We start from the raw sequence: 19523 nt of genomic DNA on the forward strand, positions 1-19523 counted from the left end.
ACCGCGGACCCTCTAGAGAATCAGCTCACCCATCCAGGGGAGAACCTTTGCTCGACGTCAACTTCTTCGACGAGCTCCGGATCGGTCTGGCCACCGCCGACGACATCCGGCAGTGGTCCTTCGGCGAGGTCAAGAAGCCCGAGACCATCAACTACCGCACGCTCAAGCCCGAGAAGGACGGACTCTTCTGCGAGAAGATCTTCGGTCCGACGCGGGACTGGGAGTGCTACTGCGGCAAGTACAAGCGCGTCCGCTTCAAGGGCATCATCTGTGAGCGCTGCGGCGTCGAGGTGACCCGCGCCAAGGTGCGTCGTGAGCGGATGGGCCACATCGAGCTGGCCGCGCCCGTCACGCACATCTGGTACTTCAAGGGCGTCCCGTCGCGGTTGGGCTACCTGCTCGACCTCGCACCGAAGGACCTCGAGAAGATCATCTACTTCGCGGCCTACGTCATCACCGACGTGAACGCGGAGCAGCGCCACAACGACCTCTCGACGCTCGAGAACGAGATCGCCGGGGAGCGCAAGCGCCTCGAGTCGCAGCGCGACAACGACCTCGAGGCCCGCGCGCAGAAGCTCGAGACCGACATCGCCGAGCTCGAGGCCGAGGGCGCCAAGTCCGACGTGCGCCGCAAGGTCAAGGAGGGCGGCGAGCGCGAGATGCGTCAGCTGCGCGACCGTGCGCAGCGCGAGCTCGACCGCCTGCAGGAGGTGTGGGACACCTTCGCCAAGCTCGACCGCGGGCAGCTCATCCAGGACGAGTCGCTCTACCGCGAGCTCTACGACCGCTACGCGGACTACTTCACCGGTGCCATGGGTGCCGAGGCGATCCAGAAGCTGCTGGACACCTTCGACATCGACGCCGAGGCGGAGAACCTCCGCGAGACGATCCGTTCGGGCAAGGGCCAGCGCAAGCTGCGCGCGCTCAAGCGGCTCAAGGTCGTCGCCGCGTTCCAGGCCACGGGCAACCGTCCCGGGGGCATGGTGCTCGACTGCGTCCCGGTCATCCCGCCGGACCTGCGCCCGATGGTGCAGCTCGACGGTGGCCGCTTCGCGACCTCGGACCTCAACGACCTGTACCGCCGGGTCATCAACCGCAACAACCGCCTCAAGCGACTGATCGACCTCGGCGCGCCCGAGATCATCGTCAACAACGAGAAGCGGATGCTGCAGGAGGCCGTCGACGCGCTGTTCGACAACGGCCGCCGCGGCCGGCCGGTGACCGGGCCGGGCAACCGCCCGCTCAAGTCGCTGTCCGACCTGCTCAAGGGCAAGCAGGGCCGGTTCCGCCAGAACCTGCTCGGCAAGCGCGTCGACTACTCGGGCCGGTCGGTCATCGTGGTCGGCCCGCAGCTGAAGCTGCACCAGTGCGGCCTGCCCAAGCAGATGGCGCTCGAGCTGTTCAAGCCGTTCGTCATGAAGCGCCTGGTCGACCTCAACCACGCCCAGAACATCAAGTCCGCCAAGCGGATGGTCGAGCGTCAGCGCGGCCAGGTGTGGGACGTGCTCGAGGAGGTCATCAACGAGCACCCGGTCATGCTGAACCGGGCGCCCACGCTGCACCGCCTCGGCATCCAGGCCTTCGAGCCGCAGCTGGTCGAGGGCAAGGCCATCCAGCTCCACCCGCTGGTGTGCGAGGCCTTCAACGCCGACTTCGACGGTGACCAGATGGCGGTCCACCTGCCGCTGTCCGCCGAGGCGCAGGCCGAGGCCCGCATCCTCATGCTGTCGGCCAACAACATCCTGTCGCCGGCGTCGGGCAAGCCGCTCGCCATGCCGCGGCTGGACATGGTCACGGGGCTCTACTACCTCACGACCAAGCGCCCGGGCGCCGAGGGCGAGGGGCTGGCGTTCTCGTCCCCGGCCGAGGCGATCATGGCCTACGACCTGGGGACGCTCCACCTGCAGGCGCCCTGCCGCATCCGCTTGACCGGGGACGTCGTCCCAGGCCCGGGGATGGTCGGCGAGGACCACGAGCCGGGCACGCCCTGGCTCGCGGACACCACGCTGGGCCGGGTGCTCTTCAACGAGCTCCTGCCGGAGGACTACCCCTTCGTCGACGACCTGCTGCCCAAGAAGCGGCAGGCGGCGATCATCAACGACCTCGCCGAGCGGTACTCGATGACCGAGGTCGCCATGACGCTGGACCGGCTGAAGGACGCCGGCTTCCACTGGGCCACGCGCTCGGGCGTCACGGTCGCCATGGACGACGTCGTCGTGCCCGCGAACAAGGCCCAGATCCTCGAGGGTTACGAGGAGCGGGCCGAGCAGGTCAACAAGCGCTACCAGCGCGGTGCGCTCTCCTACCAGGAGCGCAACGACGAGATGGTGCGCATCTGGGGCCAGGCCACCGAGGAGGTGGCGAAGGCGATGGAGGACCAGTTCCCCGAGGACAACTCCATCCGTCGCATCGTCGAGTCGGGCGCGGCCGGCAACATGACCCAGATCCGCCAGCTGGCGGGCATCAAGGGTCTGGTCGCCAACCCGAAGGGCGAGTTCATCCCGCGCCCGATCAAGGCGAACTACCGCGAGGGCCTGACGGTCGTCGAGTACTTCATCTCGACCCACGGCACGCGCAAGGGTCTGGCCGACACCGCGCTCCGCACGGCGGACTCGGGCTACCTGACCCGTCGTCTGGTCGACGTCTCGCAGGACGTCATCGTCCGCGAGGTCGACTGCGGGACCGAGCGCGGCGTGCCGATGCCGATCGCGGAGCGCGTCGGGGACGTCCTGCAGCGCGACGTCCACGTCGACACCAGCGTCTACACCCGCACCGCGGCGTCCGACGTCACGGACGCGAACGGTGAGGTCGTCCTCGCCAAGGGCGGCGACATCGGGCAGCAGGCGATCGACTCGCTCATCGCCCACGGCGTCGACAAGGTCCGCGTCCGCAGCGTCCTGACCTGCGACTCGGCCCAGGGGGTCTGCGCGATGTGCTACGGGCGGTCGCTCGCGACCGGCCAGCTCGTCGACGTCGGCGAGGCGGTCGGCATCGTCGCCGCACAGTCGATCGGTGAGCCCGGCACGCAGCTGACCATGCGCACGTTCAAGCAGGGTGGTGTGGCCGGCGAGGACATCACCACCGGTCTGCCGCGTGTGCAGGAGGTCTTCGAGGCCCGCGTCCCGAAGGGCAAGGCGCCCATCGCGGACGTCGACGGCCGGGTGCAGCTCGAGGACGGCGAGAAGTTCTGGAAGATCACCCTCATCCCGGACGACGGGTCCGAGGAGGTCGTCTACGACAAGCTGTCCAAGCGTCAGCGTCTCGCCACGCTGACCGTCGACGGCACCGAGCGCCCGCTGCAGGACGGCGACCACGTCGACGTCGGGCAGCAGCTGCTCGAGGGCACCGCCGACCCGCACGAGATCCTGCGCGTCATGGGCCCCCGCGAGGTGCAGCTGCACCTCGTCGACGAGGTCCAGAAGGTCTACCGCTCGCAGGGTGTGTCGATCCACGACAAGCACATCGAGGTCATCGTCCGGCAGATGCTGCGCCGGGTGACGATCATCGACTCGGGCGCGACGGAGTTCCTGCCCGGCGGTGTCGTGGACCGCGCCGAGTTCGAGGGCCAGAACCGCAAGGTCGTCGCCGAGGGCGGCGACCCGGCGGCCGGGCGTCCGGTGCTCATGGGCATCACGAAGGCCTCGCTGGCCACCGAGTCGTGGCTCTCGGCCGCGTCGTTCCAGGAGACCACCCGGATCCTGACCAACGCCGCGATCGAGGGGAAGTCCGACAGCCTCGTGGGGCTGAAGGAGAACGTCATCATCGGCAAGCTGATCCCGGCCGGCACCGGCATCAACCGGTACCGGAACATCCAGGTCCAGCCCACCGAGGAGGCGCGCGCCGCGGCGTACGCGCTGCCGAGCTACGACGACGGGTACTACTCGCCCGACGTCTTCGGCAGCGGCAGCGGCGTAGCCGTCCCGCTCGACGACTACGACTTCGGCCAGTACCGCTGACGTCGTCCGCACGCTCGACGCCCCCGTCCGGTCCCACCGGGCGGGGGCGTCGTCGTCTCCGGGGGAATGCCCGCCGGCTGCGGCACGTTGTCCCCCACGTGACGCCGTTGGTGTAGTCTGCGGCGAGCCCGTTCGACGACGGTCGTGCCGTCGCCGATATGGAGATCCTGGCCGGTCTTCGAGGGCGCGTGGTTACTTCGGTAGCACAGGGTCCGTCGAGGGCGTCGTCGCGATGCGGCTCCGGACCCACCTGCGACCCCGCGCGTGAGCGCCGGGTATCGTCGTACCCGGTGCCCGACGCGATCGGGTCGTTGCGCTGCGCCCTCGCGGGCCAGCCGACGGCGACCGGGTGCGCCGGCGGTGTCGAGTGTGAGGGCGTGGACGCTCTTGCCGACACGCCCGATCCCGCGAGCGGGGTCCGACACCGACGAGACGACGTAGTTCGCAGGACACGAGCCAGAGGAACGAATGCCCACCATTCAGCAGTTGGTCCGCCGGGGCCGCGAGGACAAGGTCGAGAAGACCAAGACCGCGGCCCTCAAGGGCAGCCCGCAGCGACGCGGTGTCTGCACCCGCGTCTACACGACCACCCCGAAGAAGCCGAACTCCGCGCTCCGCAAGGTCGCGCGCGTGCGCCTCTCGAACCAGATCGAGGTCACCGCGTACATCCCGGGCGAGGGCCACAACCTGCAGGAGCACTCGATCGTGCTCGTGCGTGGCGGTCGTGTGAAGGACCTGCCGGGCGTTCGTTACAAGATCATCCGCGGCGCGCTGGACACGCAGGCGGTCAAGAACCGCAAGCAGGCCCGCAGCCGCTACGGGACGAAGAAGGACAAGGGCTGACATGCCGCGCAAGGGACCCGCTCCGAAGCGTCCGCTGGTGTCCGACCCGGTGTACGGGGCGCCGCTGGTGACGCAGCTGGTGAACAAGGTGCTCGTCGACGGCAAGCGGTCGCTGGCCGAGCGCATCGTCTACGGCGCCCTCGAGGGCTGCCGCGAGCGCAACGGCGCCGACCCGGTCGTCACGCTGAAGCGCGCGCTGGACAACGTGAAGCCGGCCCTCGAGGTCCGCAGCCGCCGCGTCGGTGGCGCGACCTACCAGGTGCCGATCGAGGTGCGCGCCGGTCGCTCGACCACGCTCGGGCTGCGCTGGCTCATCACCTACGCCCGTGCCCGTCGTGAGAAGACGATGATCGAGCGGCTCACCAACGAGCTGCTCGACGCCTCGAACGGTCTCGGTGCCGCCGTCAAGCGACGCGAGGACACGCACAAGATGGCCGAGTCGAACAAGGCCTTCGCGCACTACCGCTGGTGACGCGGGCCGGCCCCCGGTGAGAACCGCCGGGGGTCGCCCGATGTCGCGCAGGTCCGCCGCGCCAGACCCGCGGCGACGATCCGAGAAGGAAGAGGAATTCCGTGGCACGCGACGTGCTGACCGACCTGGGCAAGGTCCGCAACATCGGGATCATGGCCCACATCGACGCGGGCAAGACCACCACGACCGAGCGCATCCTGTACTACACCGGTATCAACTACAAGATCGGTGAGGTCCACGACGGCGCGGCCACGATGGACTGGATGGAGGAGGAGCAGAAGCGCGGCATCACGATCACGTCCGCCGCGACGACGACCTTCTGGAAAGACCACCAGATCAACATCATCGACACCCCCGGCCACGTGGACTTCACGATCGAGGTCGAGCGCAACCTGCGCGTCCTCGACGGTGCGGTCGCCGTGTTCGACGGCAAGGAGGGTGTCGAGCCCCAGTCGGAGACGGTGTGGCGGCAGGCCGACACCTACGACGTCCCGCGCATCTGCTTCGTCAACAAGATGGACAAGCTCGGCGCGGACTTCTACTTCACCGTGCAGACGATCAAGGACCGGCTGCACGCGAAGCCGCTCGTCCTGCAGCTGCCGATGGGCATCGAGTCGGACTTCTACGGCGTGATCGACCTGGTCCGCATGCGCGCCCTCACGTGGCGCGGTGAGGTCTCCAAGGGCGAGGACTACGCCATCGAGGAGATCCCGGCCGAGTACGCCGAGAAGGCGGCCGAGTACCGCGAGGCCCTCATGGAGGCCATCGCCGAGAACGACGAGGCGCTCATGGAGCGCTACTTCGCCGGCGAGGAGATCTCCGTCGAGGACATCGAGCACGGCATCCGCGCCGTGACGGTGACCAGCGAGTACAACCCGGTGCTCTGCGGCACGGCGTACAAGAACAAGGGCGTGCAGCCCATGCTCGACGCCGTCATCGCCTACCTGCCGGCGCCGGTCGACGTGAAGCCGGTCGAGGGGACGCTGCTCGACGGCGAGACCCCGGTCGTGCGGCACGCGACCACGGAGGAGCCCTTCTCGGCCCTCGCCTTCAAGATCATGAGCCACCCCTTCTACGGGAAGCTCACCTACATCCGCGTCTACTCGGGCAAGATCGCCTCGGGCGCGCAGATGATCAACTCGACGAAGGACCGCAAGGAGCGCATCGGGAAGGTCTTCCAGATGCACTCCAACAAGGAGAACCCGGTCGACGAGGCCATGGCCGGGCACATCTACGCGGTCGTCGGGCTCAAGGACACCACGACGGGTGACACGCTCTGCGACCCGCAGAACCCGGTCATCCTCGAGTCGATGGTGTTCCCGACCCCCGTCATCGAGGTCGCGATCGAGCCGAAGTCGAAGGCCGACCAGGAGAAGCTCTCCACGGCCATCCAGCGTCTCACCGACGAGGACCCGACCTTCCAGGTCGCCCGCGACGAGGAGACCGGCCAGACCATCATCAAGGGGATGGGCGAGCTCCACCTCGAGGTCCTGGTCAACCGGATGAAGTCCGACTTCAAGGTCGAGGCGAACATCGGCAAGCCGCAGGTGGCCTACCGCGAGACCATCCGCCGCAAGGTGGACAAGTACGAGTACACGCACAAGAAGCAGACCGGCGGCTCCGGCCAGTTCGCGCGCGTCATCATCGCGCTCGAGCCGATGGAGAAGTCCGAGGACGGCGCGCTCTACGAGTTCGTCAACAAGGTCACCGGTGGTCGCGTCCCGCGCGAGTACATCCCGTCGGTCGACGCGGGTGCCCAGGACGCCATGCAGTACGGCGTGCTGGCCGGCTACCCGATGACGGGCCTGCGCCTGACGCTGCTCGACGGTCAGTACCACGAGGTCGACTCGTCGGAGATGGCGTTCAAGGTCGCCGGCTCGATGGCGCTCAAGGAGGCGGCCCGCAAGGCGGACCCGGCCATCCTCGAGCCCCTGATGGCCGTCGAGGTGTCGACGCCCGAGGAGTACATGGGCGACGTCATCGGCGACCTGAACTCCCGCCGTGGCCAGATCCAGGCCATGGAGGAGCGCAGCGGCAACCGGATCGTCAAGGCCGTGGTGCCGCTCTCGGAGATGTTCGGCTACGTCGGTGACCTGCGGTCGAAGACCCAGGGCCGGGCGAACTACTCCATGCAGTTCGACTCGTACGGCGAGGTCCCGGCCAGCGTGGCCAAGGAGATCATCGCCAAGGCGACCGGCGAGTGACCCCGTCCGCGCCCCGTCGTCCCGGCCACCGGGACGACGGGGCGCGGTGAGGCCGGGGATCCGTCCCCGTTAGCCTCGTGGAGTCACCTCGGGTCCTCCGCCCGGCGTCAGCCCACCCAGAGGACCGCACGACCGACGTACCTACGCCGACCCGGCGACGACAGACCCAGAAAGTCCAGGAGGACGAGAGCAGTGGCGAAGGCCAAGTTCGAGCGGACCAAGCCGCACGTCAACATCGGAACCATCGGTCACATCGACCACGGCAAGACGACGCTGACGGCAGCCATCACCAAGGTCCTGCACGACAAGTACCCGGACCTCAACCAGGCGTCCGCGTTCGACCAGATCGACAAGGCGCCGGAAGAGCGCCAGCGCGGCATCACGATCTCGATCGCGCACGTCGAGTACCAGACCGAGAACCGGCACTACGCGCACGTCGACTGCCCCGGGCACGCCGACTACGTGAAGAACATGATCACCGGCGCCGCGCAGATGGACGGCGCGATCCTCGTGGTCGCCGCCACCGACGGCCCCATGCCGCAGACCCGTGAGCACGTGCTGCTCGCGCGTCAGGTCGGCGTGCCCTACATCGTCGTCGCGCTGAACAAGGCCGACATGGTCGACGACGAGGAGATCATGGAGCTCGTCGAGATGGAGGTCCGCGAGCTGCTGTCCTCGCAGGACTTCCCCGGCGACGACCTCCCCGTCGTCCGCGTCTCGGCGCTCAAGGCGCTCGAGGGCGACGCCGAGTGGGCCGACGCCATCGTCAACCTGATGAACGCCGTCGACGAGGCCATCCCCTCGCCGGAGCGCGACACCGAGAAGCCGTTCCTCATGCCCGTCGAGGACGTCTTCACGATCACCGGCCGCGGCACCGTCGTCACCGGTCGCGTCGAGCGCGGCATCGTCAAGGTGAACGAGGAGGTGGAGATCGTCGGTATCCGGACCAAGTCCTTCAAGACGACCACCACCGGCATCGAGATGTTCCGCAAGCTCCTCGACGAGGGGCGCGCCGGTGACAACGTCGGTCTGCTCCTGCGCGGCATCAAGCGCGAGGACGTCGAGCGCGGCATGGTCATCTGCAAGCCGGGCTCGATCACCCCGCACACCGAGTTCGAGGGCCAGGTCTACATCCTGGGCAAGGACGAGGGTGGCCGGCACACGCCGTTCTTCAACAACTACCGCCCGCAGTTCTACTTCCGGACCACGGACGTCACCGGTGTCGTGACGCTGCCGGAGGGCACCGAGATGGTCATGCCCGGTGACAACACCGAGATGTCCGTCCAGCTGATCCAGCCCATCGCCATGGAGGAGGGCCTCCAGTTCGCCATCCGTGAGGGTGGCCGGACCGTGGGCGCGGGCCAGGTCACGAAGATCAACAAGTAGGACCCTCACCCCGGTGTCGGGGCGCCCTCGGGCGCGTGCGACACTGGTGAGGTTGCTTGCCCGGGCGGTCGGCTCAATCGGTATCGAGCCGACCGCCCCGGCGTGAGCGGGGTCCGACCCGGACCCGGGCACGATCCGGACGTCACCCCAGGGCGACGTCCACCGTGCCGCCGATCCTCCCCGGAGGAGACGCGGGACGGACACACCATGAACAGCGAGGGTCTGAAGCGCACAGCGAGGGCCTGAGGCCGCGGAGCGACGAGCGTCCGGGGCGCGCCAGCCAGCGGCGTCGACACGCCCGACCGCGTGGACCGGAGAGGTCCGGCGGTCGCCGTGCGGGACGGCCGCCGAGGGCCGGCGCGGCATCGTTCGAGGACGAGAGAAGGAACGGCAAGCCACCATGGCGGGACAGAAGATCCGCATCAGGCTCAAGGCCTACGACCACGAGGCCATCGATGCGTCGGCGCGCAAGATCGTCGAGACCGTGACGCGCACCGGTGCCTCCGTCGTCGGCCCGGTGCCGCTGCCCACGGAGAAGAACGTCTACTGCGTCATCCGCTCGCCGCACAAGTACAAGGACTCGCGCGAGCACTTCGAGATGCGCACCCACAAGCGACTGATCGACATCGTCGACCCGACGCCCAAGACGGTGGACGCGCTCATGCGCATCGACCTGCCGGCCAGCGTCGACGTCAACATCCAGTGAGGCCCGGCATGTCTGCAGATCCTCTCCGCAGCAACGAGCGGCGGCTGAGCGGCGTCCTCGGCACCAAGGTCGGCATGACCCAGGTGTTCGACGAGGCGAACCGCGTCGTCCCCGTCACCGTGGTGAAGGCGGGCCCCTGCGTCGTCACGCAGGTGCGGACCCCTTCGGTGGACGGCTACAACGCGGTCCAGATCGCCTTCGGCGCGATCGACCCCCGCAAGGTGAACAAGCCGGAGGCCGGCCACTTCGCGAAGGCGGGCGTCACCCCGCGCCGCCACCTCGTCGAGCTGCGCACCTCCGACGCCGCGTCCTACGAGGTCGGCCAGGAGGTCACCGCCGAGGTGTTCTCCGCCGGCGCGGTCGTCGACGTCTCGGCGAACAGCAAGGGCAAGGGCACCGCGGGTGTCATGAAGCGCCACGGCTTCCACGGCCTCGGCGCCAGCCACGGCACGCAGCGCAAGCACCGCTCGCCGGGCTCCATCGGCGGTTGCGCCACGCCGGCCCGTGTCTTCAAGGGCACGCGCATGGCCGGCCGCATGGGCAACGTCAAGACCACGACGCAGAACCTGACCGTCCACGGCGTGGACGCCGACGCGGGTCTGCTGCTGATCCGCGGCGCCGTCCCCGGCCCGCGCGGCGGCCTGGTCCTCGTCACCTCTGCTGCCAAGAAGGGCGGTGACCAGCAGTGACGACGCCTGACGGCCACACCCCGGGCGTGACCGACACCGAGGGCCCCGACGCGGGCGAGTCGGTGGACGCCGGTACCTCGTCGGCGACCGAGGCCGCGACCTCGACGCTGGCGGTCGCCCGTCGGCGCGGGTTCTCGGCCGGCGACGCCCGGCGCTCCGCGCGTCGCGACGCGCAGACCGCCGCCGCGACCGGTGAGACCCGCACGGTCACCGTGCACACGCCGACCGGCGGCACCGACGGCACCGTCGAGCTCCCCGGTGAGCTCTTCGACGCGCCGGCGAACACCTCGCTGATGCACCAGGTGGTCACCGCGCAGCTCGCCGCGGCCCGCCAGGGCACGCACGACACGAAGACGCGCGGCGAGGTCCGCGGCGGCGGCAAGAAGCCGTACCGCCAGAAGGGCACCGGCCGCGCGCGGCAGGGCTCGACCCGCGCGCCGCAGTTCGTCGGCGGTGGCACGGTCCACGGCCCCACGCCGCGGGACTACGCGCAGCGGACCCCCAAGAAGATGAAGGCCGCGGCCCTGCGTGGGGCGCTGTCCGACCGGGCCCGCCACGAGCGGATCCACGTCTTCACCGCGCTGGTGGACGGCACCGCGCCGTCGACCAAGGGCGCCCGCACGGCGCTCGAGGGCGTCATCACGCCGGACCGGGAGCACCGCAAGGTGCTCGCCGTCGTCGCCCGCGGCGACGAGGCCGGCCGCCGCAGCGTCGCGAACCTGCCGACGGTGCACCTGCTGACGCCGGACCAGCTGAACACCTACGACGTGCTCCACGCGGACGACGTGGTCTTCACGTCGGCGGCGCTGGACGCGTTCGTGAGCGCCCGCACCGCGCGCGCCGAGGAGGTCGACCAGTGATCGCGGACCCGCGCGACGTCATCATCGCGCCGGTGATCTCGGAGAAGAGCTACGGCCTTCTCGAGGAGCGCCAGTACACGTTCCTGGTGCGCCCGGACGCGAACAAGACCCAGATCAAGATCGCCGTGCAGCAGATCTTCGACGTGACGGTGGCGAGCGTGAACACGCTCAACCGGGAGGGGAAGCGCAAGCGTTCCCGCACCGGCTACGGCAAGCGCAAGGACACCAAGCGCGCCGTGGTCACCGTGACGCCCGAGAGCCGGACGATCGACGTCTTCGGCGGGCCCGGGGCCTGAGGGAGTTAGCGAACCACCATGGGAATCCGCAGGTACAAGCCGACGACCGCCGGGCGGCGTGGCGCGAGCGTCTCGGACTTCGCCGAGATCACACGTGACCACCCGGAGAAGTCGCTCATCCGCCCGCTGCACAACAAGGGCGGCCGCAACGCCACGGGCCGGATCACGACCCGGCACCAGGGCGGTGGGCACAAGCGGGCCTACCGACTGATCGACTTCCGGCGCAACGACAAGGACGGCGTGCCGGCCAAGGTCGCTCACATCGAGTACGACCCCAACCGCAGCGCGCGCATCGCCCTGCTCCACTACGCGGACGGCGAGAAGCGCTACATCGTCGCCCCCGAGCGGCTGCACCAGGGCGACGCGGTGGAGAGCGGCGCCCGCGCCGACATCAAGCCGGGCAACAACCTGCCGCTGCGCAACATCCCCACCGGCACCGTGATCCACGCGATCGAGCTCCGCCCCGGTGGCGGCGCGAAGATCGCGCGGTCGGCCGGCGCGCGGGTGCAGCTGGTGGCGAAGGACGGGCCCTACGCCCAGCTCCGGATGCCGTCCGGCGAGATCCGCAACGTCGACGTCCGCTGCCGCGCGACGATCGGCGAGGTCGGGAACTCCGACCACTCGAACATCAACTGGGGCAAGGCGGGCCGCAACCGCTGGCGCGGCAAGCGCCCGACGGTGCGCGGTGTGGCCATGAACCCGGTGGACCACCCGCACGGTGGTGGTGAGGGCAAGACGTCCGGTGGCCGCCACCCGGTGAACCCGGCGGGTACCCCGGAGGGCCGCACCCGCGGCCGCAAGGAGAGCGACCGCATGATCGTGCGCCGCCGGCGTACCGGCAAGAACAAGAAGCGATAGAGCAGGAGGGAGACAGCGATGCCACGCAGTGTCAAGAAGGGGCCGTTCGTCGACGACCACCTGCTCAAGAAGATCGACGCGCTGAACGACTCGAACCGCAAGTCGGTCATCAAGACCTGGTCGCGCCGCTCGACGATCATCCCGGACATGCTCGGCCACACGCTGGCCGTGCACGACGGGCGCAAGCACGTCCCGGTCTTCGTCTCGGAGGCCATGGTCGGGCACAAGCTCGGCGAGTTCGCCCCGACCCGCACGTTCCGCGGGCACGTCAAGGAGGACCGTCGGTCGCGTCGCCGCTAGGCGCACGCATCCGCCGGTCACGACCCGCGAAACCAGGAAGGTAGACGAACGATGTCTGCACCAGCCGACACCGACGCGGCGCCCCAGGGCGCCGTGGCTCGGGTGCGCTACCTGCGCATGTCGCCGATGAAGGTCCGCCGTGTCGTGGACCTGGTCCGCGGCATGCCGGTGGGCCAGGCCGCGTCGGTGCTGCAGTTCGCCGAGCAGGCCGCCGCGAAGCCGGTGGCCAAGCTCGTGGCGAGCGCCGTGGCCAACGCCGAGAACAACTTCGCGCTGGACCCCGCCACGCTCGTGATCTCGACGATCACCGTGGACGAGGGCCCGACCATGAAGCGGTTCCAGCCCCGGGCGCAGGGGCGTGCGTACCGCATCCGCAAGCGCACCAGCCACGTCACCGTCGAGGTCACCGCCGTGACCGACGCGGACCGGGCCGGACGCAAGCGCTCGAAGGGAAGGACCCGCTGATGGGTCAGAAGATCAACCCGCACGGGTTCCGTCTGGGCATCACCACCGACTGGAAGTCCCGGTGGTACGCCGACAAGCAGTACGCCGACTACGTGGCCGAGGACGTCAAGATTCGCCGCATGCTCTCCAAGGGCATGGAGCGGGCCGGCATCTCCAAGGTCGAGATCGAGCGGACCCGTGACCGGGTGCGCGTCGACATCCACACCGCCCGCCCGGGCATCGTCATCGGCCGCCGCGGCGCCGAGGCCGACCGGCTGCGCGGCAACCTCGAGAAGCTGACCGGCAAGCAGGTCCAGCTGAACATCCTCGAGGTCAAGGGCGCGGAGGCGGACGCGCAGCTCGTGGCGCAGGGCGTCGCCGAGCAGCTGTCCAACCGCGTCTCGTTCCGTCGCGCGATGCGCAAGGCCATGCAGTCGGCCATGCGTTCGCCCGGCGTCAAGGGCATCCGGGTGCAGTGCTCGGGCCGTCTCGGCGGTGCCGAGATGTCGCGGTCGGAGTTCTACCGCGAGGGCCGGGTGCCGCTGCACACGCTGCGCGCCGAGATCGACTACGGCCTGTTCGAGGCCCGGACCAACTTCGGCCGCATCGGCGTGAAGGTCTGGATCTACAAGGGTGACGTCGTCGGCGGCAAGCGCGAGGCCGAGCGCCAGGCGGCGCTCGACGCCGCGACCCGCGAGCCGCGTCGCGGTGGCCGCGGTGGCGGCAACGACCGTCCCCGGGGCCGTCGCTCCGGCGCCTCCGGCACGACCGGCTCGGGCACCGAGGCCGGGCGCGCCGCCGCCGAGCAGGCCGCGAACGCCGGCGCGCCGGCGACGACCGGATCGGAGGCCTGACCATGTTGATGCCCCGCAGGGTCAAGTTCCGTAAGCAGCACCGGCCGGACCGGTCCGGTGCCGCCAAGGGCGGGACGCAGATGTCGTTCGGCGACTACGGCATCCAGGCGCTCGAGCACGGCTACGTGACGAACCGCCAGATCGAGTCGGCCCGTATCGCCATCACCCGCCACATCCGTCGTGGCGGCAAGGTCTGGATCAACATCTTCCCGGACCGCCCGCTCACCAAGAAGCCCGCCGAGACCCGCATGGGTTCCGGTAAGGGCTCGCCGGAGAAGTGGGTCGCGAACGTGAAGCCGGGCCGGGTCATGTTCGAGATGAGCTACCCCAACGAGGCCACCGCCCGTGAGGCACTGCGTCGCGCGCAGCACAAGCTGCCGATGCGCTGCCGCATCGTCACCCGTGAGGAGGCGTTCTGATGGCAGCGGGAACCCCCGCCAGCGAGCTGCGTGAGCTGTCCAGCGAGGACCTCGTCGCGCGTGCCCGCGAGGCGAAGGCCGAGCTGTTCAACCTCCGGTTCCAGATGGCGACCGGACAGCTCGACAACAACCGCCGGCTGCGGACCGTCCGCCACGACATCGCGCGCATCTACACGGTGATGCGCGAGCGTGAGCTCGGACTGTCCGCGGCCCCTGACGAGGAGGGTGCGGCATGAGCCAGGCCGCTGACGACGCGGCGGCCACGCCGGTCACCCAGCAGAAGCCGGGGGAGCGCAACGACGAGCGCGGCCTCCGCAAGACCCGCGAGGGTCTGGTCGTCTCCGACAAGATGGCCAAGACGATCGTCGTGAGCCTCGAGGACCGGGTGAAGCACCCGCGCTACTCGAAGGTCATCCGCCGGACCAAGAAGGTCAAGGCGCACGACGAGCACAACACCGCCGGCCCGGGCGACCGCGTGCTCCTCATGGAGACCCGGCCGCTCTCGGCGACGAAGCGCTGGCGCCTCGTCGAGATCCTCGAGAAGGCCAAGTAGTTCCCCCTGCACGGGGCCACGTCGAAACCATCCGGCGCTCGTCGCCGGGAAGGTCAGGAGAGAAGCAGTGATCCAGCAGGAGTCGCGACTCCGGGTCGCCGACAACACGGGTGCCAGGGAAATCCTGTGCATCCGTGTGCTCGGTGGCTCGTCCCGCCGTTACGCGGGCATCGGCGACGTCATCGTGGCCACCGTCAAGGAGGCCATCCCGGCGTCCGGCGTGAAGCGCGGCGACGTCGTGAAAGCCGTCGTCGTGCGCACCGTCAAGGAGAAGCGCCGCCCGGACGGCTCGTACATCAAGTTCGACGAGAACGCCGCGGTGATCATCAAGAACGACCGCGAGCCGCGCGGGACCCGCATCTTCGGCCCGGTCGGCCGGGAGCTCCGCGACAAGCGGTTCATGCGGATCATCTCGCTCGCGCCGGAGGTGCTGTAGCCAGATGAAGGTCAAGAAGGGCGACACGGTCCTCGTCATCGCCGGTAAGGACAAGGGCGCGAAGGGCAAGGTCATCCAGGCCTACCCCGACCGCGACAAGGTCCTCGTCGAGGGCGTCGGCCGCGTCAAGAAGCACACGGCCCAGTCCGCCAACCAGCGCGGCGCGCAGTCGGGCGGCATCGTCACGCAGGAGGCGGCCATCCACGTCTCGAACGTGATGGTCGTCGACTCGGACGGCAAGCCGACCCGCGTGGGTTACCGCGACGGCGGCGAGGGCGAGCAGAAGCGCGTGCGCGTCTCGCGCCGCAACGGGAAGGACATCTGATGACGAGCACCGAGTCTCGTCCCCGTCTGCAGCAGCGGTACCGGGACGCGATCCGTGCGGAGCTGACGGACCAGTTCCACTACGAGAACCCGATGCTCGTCCCCGGCGTCGTCAAGGTCGTCGTGAACATGGGCGTCGGCGAGGCCGCGCGCGACTCGAAGCTGATGGAGGGCGCGGTCCGCGACCTCACCCTCATCGCCGGCCAGAAGCCGGAGATCCGCCGGGCCCGCAAGTCCATCGCGCAGTTCAAGCTGCGCGAGGGCATGCCGATCGGCGCGCGCACCACGCTGCGCGGGGCGCGGATGTGGGAGTTCCTCGACCGCCTGGTCTCGATCAGCCTGCCGCGCATCCGCGACTTCCGTGGGCTCTCGCCGAAGCAGTTCGACGGCGCGGGCAACTACACGTTCGGTCTGTCCGACCAGACGATGTTCCACGAGATCGACCAGGACTCGATCGACCGGCCGCGGGGGATGGACATCACCGTGGTCACCTCCGCGACCACCGACGAGGAAGGCCGGGCCCTGCTGCGCGCCCTCGGCTTCCCGTTCAGGGAGAACTGAGCATGGCGAAGAAGGCACTGGTCAACAAGGCCGCCGCGACCCCGAAGTTCAAGGTCCGCGGTTACACCCGCTGCAACCGCTGCGGGCGCGCGCGTGCGGTGCTCCGCAAGTTCGGGCTCTGCCGCGTCTGCCTGCGCGAGATGGCGCACCGGGGCGAGCTCCCGGGCGTCAGCAAGTCCTCGTGGTGAGCGGCGTGCACGACGACACGACCGTCGTCCCCGTCGAGGAGGAGGAGCTGCCGGGTCGTCCGATCGACCCGCAGCTGCTCGAGCTCATCCAGCGCGTCGCCCACCGCGAGCACCTGCTCGGCCAGGGCGACGAGCACCCCCGTACGAACAACTTGACCCGCCCCGGACGCCGCAGGCCCGCCACGAGGTCGTCCGCCCGCCGGACGACCCGGGGTACCACGGCGAGGAAGGTGACCTGGTCGCGATGACGATGACCGACCCCATCGCGGACATGCTCACGCGCATCCGCAACGCCAACTCGGCGTTCCACGAGAGCGTGACCATGCCGCACAGCAAGCTGAAGGCCCACGTGGCCCAGGTCCTGCTCGAGCAGGGCTACATCGCGGGATACCGCGACGAGCCGGCGACCGTCGGCAAGTCCCTGGTCATCGACCTGAAGTACGGGCCGAACCGCGAGCGCAGCATCGCCGGCCTCAAGCGGGTCTCGAAGCCGGGCCTGCGGATCTACGCGAAGTCGACCGAGCTGCCGCGCGTGCTCGGCGGCCTCGGCGTCGCGATCATCTCGACGTCGTCGGGTCTGCTGACCGACCGTCAGGCCCACCAGCGACGGATGGGCGGGGAAGTCCTCGCCTTCGTCTGGTAGCGGAGAGGGGAACCGAACCATGTCTCGCATCGGTAGGGCCCCGATCACCGTGCCGTCCGGCGTGGACGTCGCGGTCGAGGGCCAGAACGTCACGGTGAAGGGGCCCAAGGGCACCCTGACCCACACGGTGGACCGTCCGATCTCGGTCGCGCTCGAGGACGGCGTGCTGTCGGTCTCGCGCCCCAACGACGAGCGGGAGAACCGGGCGCTGCACGGTCTCTCGCGCTCGCTGCTGAACAACCTGGTCCTGGGCGTGACCCAGGGCTACGAGCGCAAGCTCGAGATCCACGGCGTCGGTTACCGCGTGCAGCTCAAGGGCTCCACCCTCGAGTTCGCGCTCGGCTACAGCCACCCCGTCCGGATCGAGGCGCCCGAGGGCATCACGTTCGCGGTGGAGAACCCGACCCGCTTCTCGGTGCAGGGCATCGACAAGCAGGTCGTCGGCCAGGTCGCCGCGAACATCCGGCGGCTGCGCAAGCCCGACCCCTACAAGGGCAAGGGCGTCCGGTACGCCGGCGAGCAGATCCGCCGCAAGGTCGGGAAGACGGGTAAGTGATGGCTGAGACCACCGAGAAGAAGCGCACCACGGTCGGCAGGAGCGTCTCGCAGACGCGCCGCACCGGTGTGGTCCGTCGGCACGCCCGCCTCCGCAAGAAGGTCGAGGGCACGCCGGAGCGTCCGCGCCTGGTCGTCACCCGGTCCTCGCGACACATCACCGCGCAGGTCATCGACGACCTCGCCGGCCACACGCTGGCGCACGCCTCCAGCATGGAGGCCGACGTGCGTGGGCTCGAGGGTGACAAGAAGGCGCAGGCCGCCAAGGTCGGCGAGCTCGTCGCCTCCCGCTCCAAGTCCGCCGGCATCGACGCGGTCGTCTTCGACCGCGGCGGTCGCCGGTACCACGGCCGCATCGCGCAGCTCGCCGACGCGGCCCGCGAGGGGGGCCTGACGTTCTGATGAAGAACGAGCCCACCCCGATCACGGCAGTGCTTGACCGGAAATACGTGCAAGGGAAGGACGCCTGATGCCGGGCACTCAGCGCCGCGAGGGCGGCGGCCAGGGCGGGCGCGACCGCGACCGTCAGGGCGGCGGCCGCGGCGGCGCCCAGGACAGGACGCCGCACCTCGAGCGCGTCGTCGCCATCAACCGCGTGGCCAAGGTCGTCAAGGGCGGCCGTCGCTTCAGCTTCACCGCGCTCGTCATCGTCGGCAACGGCGACGGCGAGGTCGGGGTGGGCTACGGCAAGGCCAAGGAGGTGCCGGCCGCGATCGCCAAGGGCGTGGAGGAGGCGAAGAAGAACTTCTTCCGCGTCCCCCGGATCGGCGGCACCATCACGCACCCGGTGCAGGGTGAGGACGCCGCCGGCGTCGTGCTCCTGCGCCCCGCGAGCCCCGGTACCGGCGTCATCGCCGGTGGCCCGGTGCGCGCGGTCCTGGAGTGCGCGGGGATCCAGGACATCCTGTCCAAGTCCCTGGGCAGCCAGAACGCCATCAACATCGTGCACGCCACGGTGGCGGCCCTGAAGGCGCTGCAGGTCCCCGAGGCCGTCGCGGCCCGTCGTGGGCTGCCGCTGGACGAGGTCGCGCCGGCCCGGATGCTGCGCCAGCGCGCGGGTCAGGGGGTCTGATCATGGCCGAGCTGAAGGTCACGCAGGTCAAGTCGGTGATCGGGGGCAAGCGCAACCAGCGCGAGACCCTCCGGACGCTGGGCCTGCGTCGCATCGGCGCCACGGTCACGCGGCCGGACGACGCGCAGAACCGCGGGCTCGTCCACACCGTGCGGCACCTCGTCACCGTCGAGGAGGTCTGACATGGCCAGCGACAGTTCCGCACCGCTGAAGCTCCACCACCTCCGTCCGGCTCCCGGGAGCAAGACGGAGAAGACCCGCGTGGGTCGCGGTGAGGGCTCGAAGGGCAAGACCGCCGGTCGCGGTACGAAGGGCACGGGCGCCCGCAAGAACGTGCCCGCGCGCTTCGAGGGCGGCCAGATGCCGCTGCAGATGCGCCTGCCGAAGCTCAAGGGCTTCCGCAACCGCAACAAGGTGGTCGCGCAGGTCGTCAACATCGGCGACCTCGCCCGCCTGTTCCCGGACGGCGGTGAGGTCGGCCCGGCCGAGCTCGTCGCCGCCGGCGCCGTCCGCGCGGGGCACCCGGTGAAGGTGCTCGGCGAGGGCGACCTGGGCTCGGTGACGCTGCAGGTGAGCGCGCACGCGTTCTCCGGCGCCGCCAGCGAGAAGATCGGTGCCGCGGGCGGGACGACCACCGTCCTGTAGTCCGCGCACCACCCGCGCCACGGGCCCGGAGGAGCTCACCCCGAGCACCTCCGGGCCCGTTCGCGTCCCCGGACCTGCCCGGACCTCCCCGGTGCCGGGTTCGGCCACGGGTCCCGGTCCCCGTCGCTCCGTGGGCCGAAACCGGCTGCTGTTACCCTCGCCGGAGGCCGCTCCGCGTCTCGTCGGACCGCCCCGGGTCCCGGGGTGTCGGCCGCTCCGGCCGGGGTCACCCGGCCGTGCGGCGGGCCTGCAATCGACG

The 19523-nt window shown here is 69.8% G+C and carries 27 protein-coding genes; all 27 read left to right on the forward strand.

All coding sequences use genetic code 11. The features are described from left to right. Positions 1–47: 47 nt before the first annotated feature. Entirely contained in the window at positions 48–3956 is a 3909-nt protein-coding gene (locus tag A3CO_RS0103795; protein ID WP_018330901.1) for a DNA-directed RNA polymerase subunit beta', read from the forward strand. Between the two features lie 468 nt (positions 3957–4424). Beyond that, positions 4425–4799, forward strand: coding sequence for a 30S ribosomal protein S12 (gene rpsL, locus A3CO_RS0103800; RefSeq protein WP_018330902.1), 375 nt, complete (start codon positions 4425–4427; stop codon positions 4797–4799). A gap of 1 nt (position 4800) precedes the next feature. After that, complete coding sequence (rpsG, locus tag A3CO_RS0103805) at positions 4801–5271, forward strand: 30S ribosomal protein S7 (protein WP_018330903.1); 471 nt, start codon at positions 4801–4803, stop codon at positions 5269–5271. A gap of 101 nt (positions 5272–5372) precedes the next feature. Then, entirely contained in the window at positions 5373–7475 is a 2103-nt protein-coding gene (fusA, locus tag A3CO_RS0103810) for an elongation factor G (protein WP_018330904.1), read from the forward strand. Positions 7476–7667: 192 nt separating this feature from the next. Next, a complete protein-coding gene (gene tuf, locus A3CO_RS0103815) occupies positions 7668–8861 on the forward strand; it encodes an elongation factor Tu (RefSeq protein ID WP_018330905.1) in 1194 nt (397 codons plus the stop codon). 400 nt (positions 8862–9261) lie between these two features. Then, on the forward strand, positions 9262–9567 hold the full coding sequence (gene rpsJ / locus A3CO_RS0103820) for a 30S ribosomal protein S10 (protein ID WP_018177839.1): 306 nt from the start codon (positions 9262–9264) through the stop codon (positions 9565–9567). 8 nt (positions 9568–9575) lie between these two features. Continuing rightward, on the forward strand, positions 9576–10256 hold the full coding sequence (gene rplC, locus A3CO_RS0103825) for a 50S ribosomal protein L3 (RefSeq protein ID WP_033413295.1): 681 nt from the start codon (positions 9576–9578) through the stop codon (positions 10254–10256). Between the two features lie 212 nt (positions 10257–10468). After that, the gene (gene rplD, locus A3CO_RS0103830) at positions 10469–11116 is read left to right on the forward strand and encodes a 50S ribosomal protein L4 (protein ID WP_026204260.1); all 648 of its coding nucleotides are present in this window, start codon (positions 10469–10471) and stop codon (positions 11114–11116) included. Continuing rightward, a complete protein-coding gene (rplW, locus tag A3CO_RS0103835; RefSeq protein ID WP_018330908.1) occupies positions 11113–11412 on the forward strand; it encodes a 50S ribosomal protein L23 in 300 nt (99 codons plus the stop codon). The genes rplD and rplW overlap by 4 nt, the downstream gene beginning before the upstream one ends. Before the next feature lie 18 nt (positions 11413–11430). Then, positions 11431–12270, forward strand: a complete 840-nt coding sequence (rplB, locus tag A3CO_RS0103840) for a 50S ribosomal protein L2 (RefSeq protein ID WP_018330909.1) — start codon at positions 11431–11433, stop codon at positions 12268–12270. Positions 12271–12288: 18 nt separating this feature from the next. Next, positions 12289–12570, forward strand: coding sequence for a 30S ribosomal protein S19 (gene rpsS, locus A3CO_RS0103845; protein WP_018330910.1), 282 nt, complete (start codon positions 12289–12291; stop codon positions 12568–12570). 51 nt (positions 12571–12621) lie between these two features. Then, positions 12622–13035, forward strand: coding sequence for a 50S ribosomal protein L22 (rplV, locus tag A3CO_RS0103850; protein ID WP_026204261.1), 414 nt, complete (start codon positions 12622–12624; stop codon positions 13033–13035). Further along, positions 13035–13868 carry a 30S ribosomal protein S3 gene (gene rpsC, locus A3CO_RS0103855; protein WP_018330912.1) on the forward strand — a complete coding sequence of 278 codons (834 nt, stop codon included), beginning with the start codon at positions 13035–13037 and terminating at the stop codon, positions 13866–13868. Before rplV ends, rpsC begins: the two co-directional genes overlap by 1 nt. Positions 13869–13870: 2 nt before the next feature. Further along, a complete protein-coding gene (rplP, locus tag A3CO_RS0103860) occupies positions 13871–14287 on the forward strand; it encodes a 50S ribosomal protein L16 (protein WP_018330913.1) in 417 nt (138 codons plus the stop codon). Then, positions 14287–14523 carry a 50S ribosomal protein L29 gene (gene rpmC / locus A3CO_RS0103865; RefSeq protein ID WP_018330914.1) on the forward strand — a complete coding sequence of 79 codons (237 nt, stop codon included), beginning with the start codon at positions 14287–14289 and terminating at the stop codon, positions 14521–14523. Before rplP ends, rpmC begins: the two co-directional genes overlap by 1 nt. Beyond that, positions 14520–14840 carry a 30S ribosomal protein S17 gene (gene rpsQ, locus A3CO_RS0103870; protein WP_018330915.1) on the forward strand — a complete coding sequence of 107 codons (321 nt, stop codon included), beginning with the start codon at positions 14520–14522 and terminating at the stop codon, positions 14838–14840. Before rpmC ends, rpsQ begins: the two co-directional genes overlap by 4 nt. A gap of 67 nt (positions 14841–14907) precedes the next feature. Next, positions 14908–15276, forward strand: a complete 369-nt coding sequence (gene rplN, locus A3CO_RS0103875) for a 50S ribosomal protein L14 (protein WP_018330916.1) — start codon at positions 14908–14910, stop codon at positions 15274–15276. A gap of 4 nt (positions 15277–15280) precedes the next feature. After that, on the forward strand, positions 15281–15601 hold the full coding sequence (rplX, locus tag A3CO_RS0103880) for a 50S ribosomal protein L24 (RefSeq protein WP_018330917.1): 321 nt from the start codon (positions 15281–15283) through the stop codon (positions 15599–15601). Beyond that, positions 15601–16161: a 50S ribosomal protein L5 gene (rplE, locus tag A3CO_RS0103885; protein WP_018330918.1), complete on the forward strand. Its 561-nt coding sequence runs from the start codon at positions 15601–15603 to the stop codon at positions 16159–16161. The genes rplX and rplE overlap by 1 nt, the downstream gene beginning before the upstream one ends. Positions 16162–16163: 2 nt before the next feature. Beyond that, the gene (locus A3CO_RS0103890; RefSeq protein ID WP_018330919.1) at positions 16164–16349 is read left to right on the forward strand and encodes a type Z 30S ribosomal protein S14; all 186 of its coding nucleotides are present in this window, start codon (positions 16164–16166) and stop codon (positions 16347–16349) included. Between the two features lie 5 nt (positions 16350–16354). Next, positions 16355–16597 carry a hypothetical protein gene (locus tag A3CO_RS0103895; RefSeq protein ID WP_157646957.1) on the forward strand — a complete coding sequence of 81 codons (243 nt, stop codon included), beginning with the start codon at positions 16355–16357 and terminating at the stop codon, positions 16595–16597. Beyond that, complete coding sequence (rpsH, locus tag A3CO_RS0103900) at positions 16594–16992, forward strand: 30S ribosomal protein S8 (RefSeq protein WP_018330921.1); 399 nt, start codon at positions 16594–16596, stop codon at positions 16990–16992. The genes A3CO_RS0103895 and rpsH overlap by 4 nt, the downstream gene beginning before the upstream one ends. 19 nt (positions 16993–17011) lie before the next feature. Beyond that, positions 17012–17548, forward strand: coding sequence for a 50S ribosomal protein L6 (gene rplF / locus A3CO_RS0103905; RefSeq protein WP_026204262.1), 537 nt, complete (start codon positions 17012–17014; stop codon positions 17546–17548). Beyond that, a complete protein-coding gene (gene rplR, locus A3CO_RS0103910; RefSeq protein WP_018330923.1) occupies positions 17548–17949 on the forward strand; it encodes a 50S ribosomal protein L18 in 402 nt (133 codons plus the stop codon). The genes rplF and rplR overlap by 1 nt, the downstream gene beginning before the upstream one ends. Positions 17950–18016: 67 nt before the next feature. Beyond that, positions 18017–18619 carry a 30S ribosomal protein S5 gene (gene rpsE, locus A3CO_RS0103915; RefSeq protein WP_018330924.1) on the forward strand — a complete coding sequence of 201 codons (603 nt, stop codon included), beginning with the start codon at positions 18017–18019 and terminating at the stop codon, positions 18617–18619. 2 nt (positions 18620–18621) lie between these two features. After that, positions 18622–18801: a 50S ribosomal protein L30 gene (gene rpmD / locus A3CO_RS0103920; RefSeq protein WP_018330925.1), complete on the forward strand. Its 180-nt coding sequence runs from the start codon at positions 18622–18624 to the stop codon at positions 18799–18801. 1 nt (position 18802) lies between these two features. Next, a complete protein-coding gene (rplO, locus tag A3CO_RS0103925; protein WP_018330926.1) occupies positions 18803–19264 on the forward strand; it encodes a 50S ribosomal protein L15 in 462 nt (153 codons plus the stop codon). Positions 19265–19523 lie beyond the last annotated feature (259 nt).

The organism is Actinomycetospora chiangmaiensis DSM 45062, assembly GCF_000379625.1.
GTDB classification, from domain to species: domain Bacteria; phylum Actinomycetota; class Actinomycetes; order Mycobacteriales; family Pseudonocardiaceae; genus Actinomycetospora; species Actinomycetospora chiangmaiensis.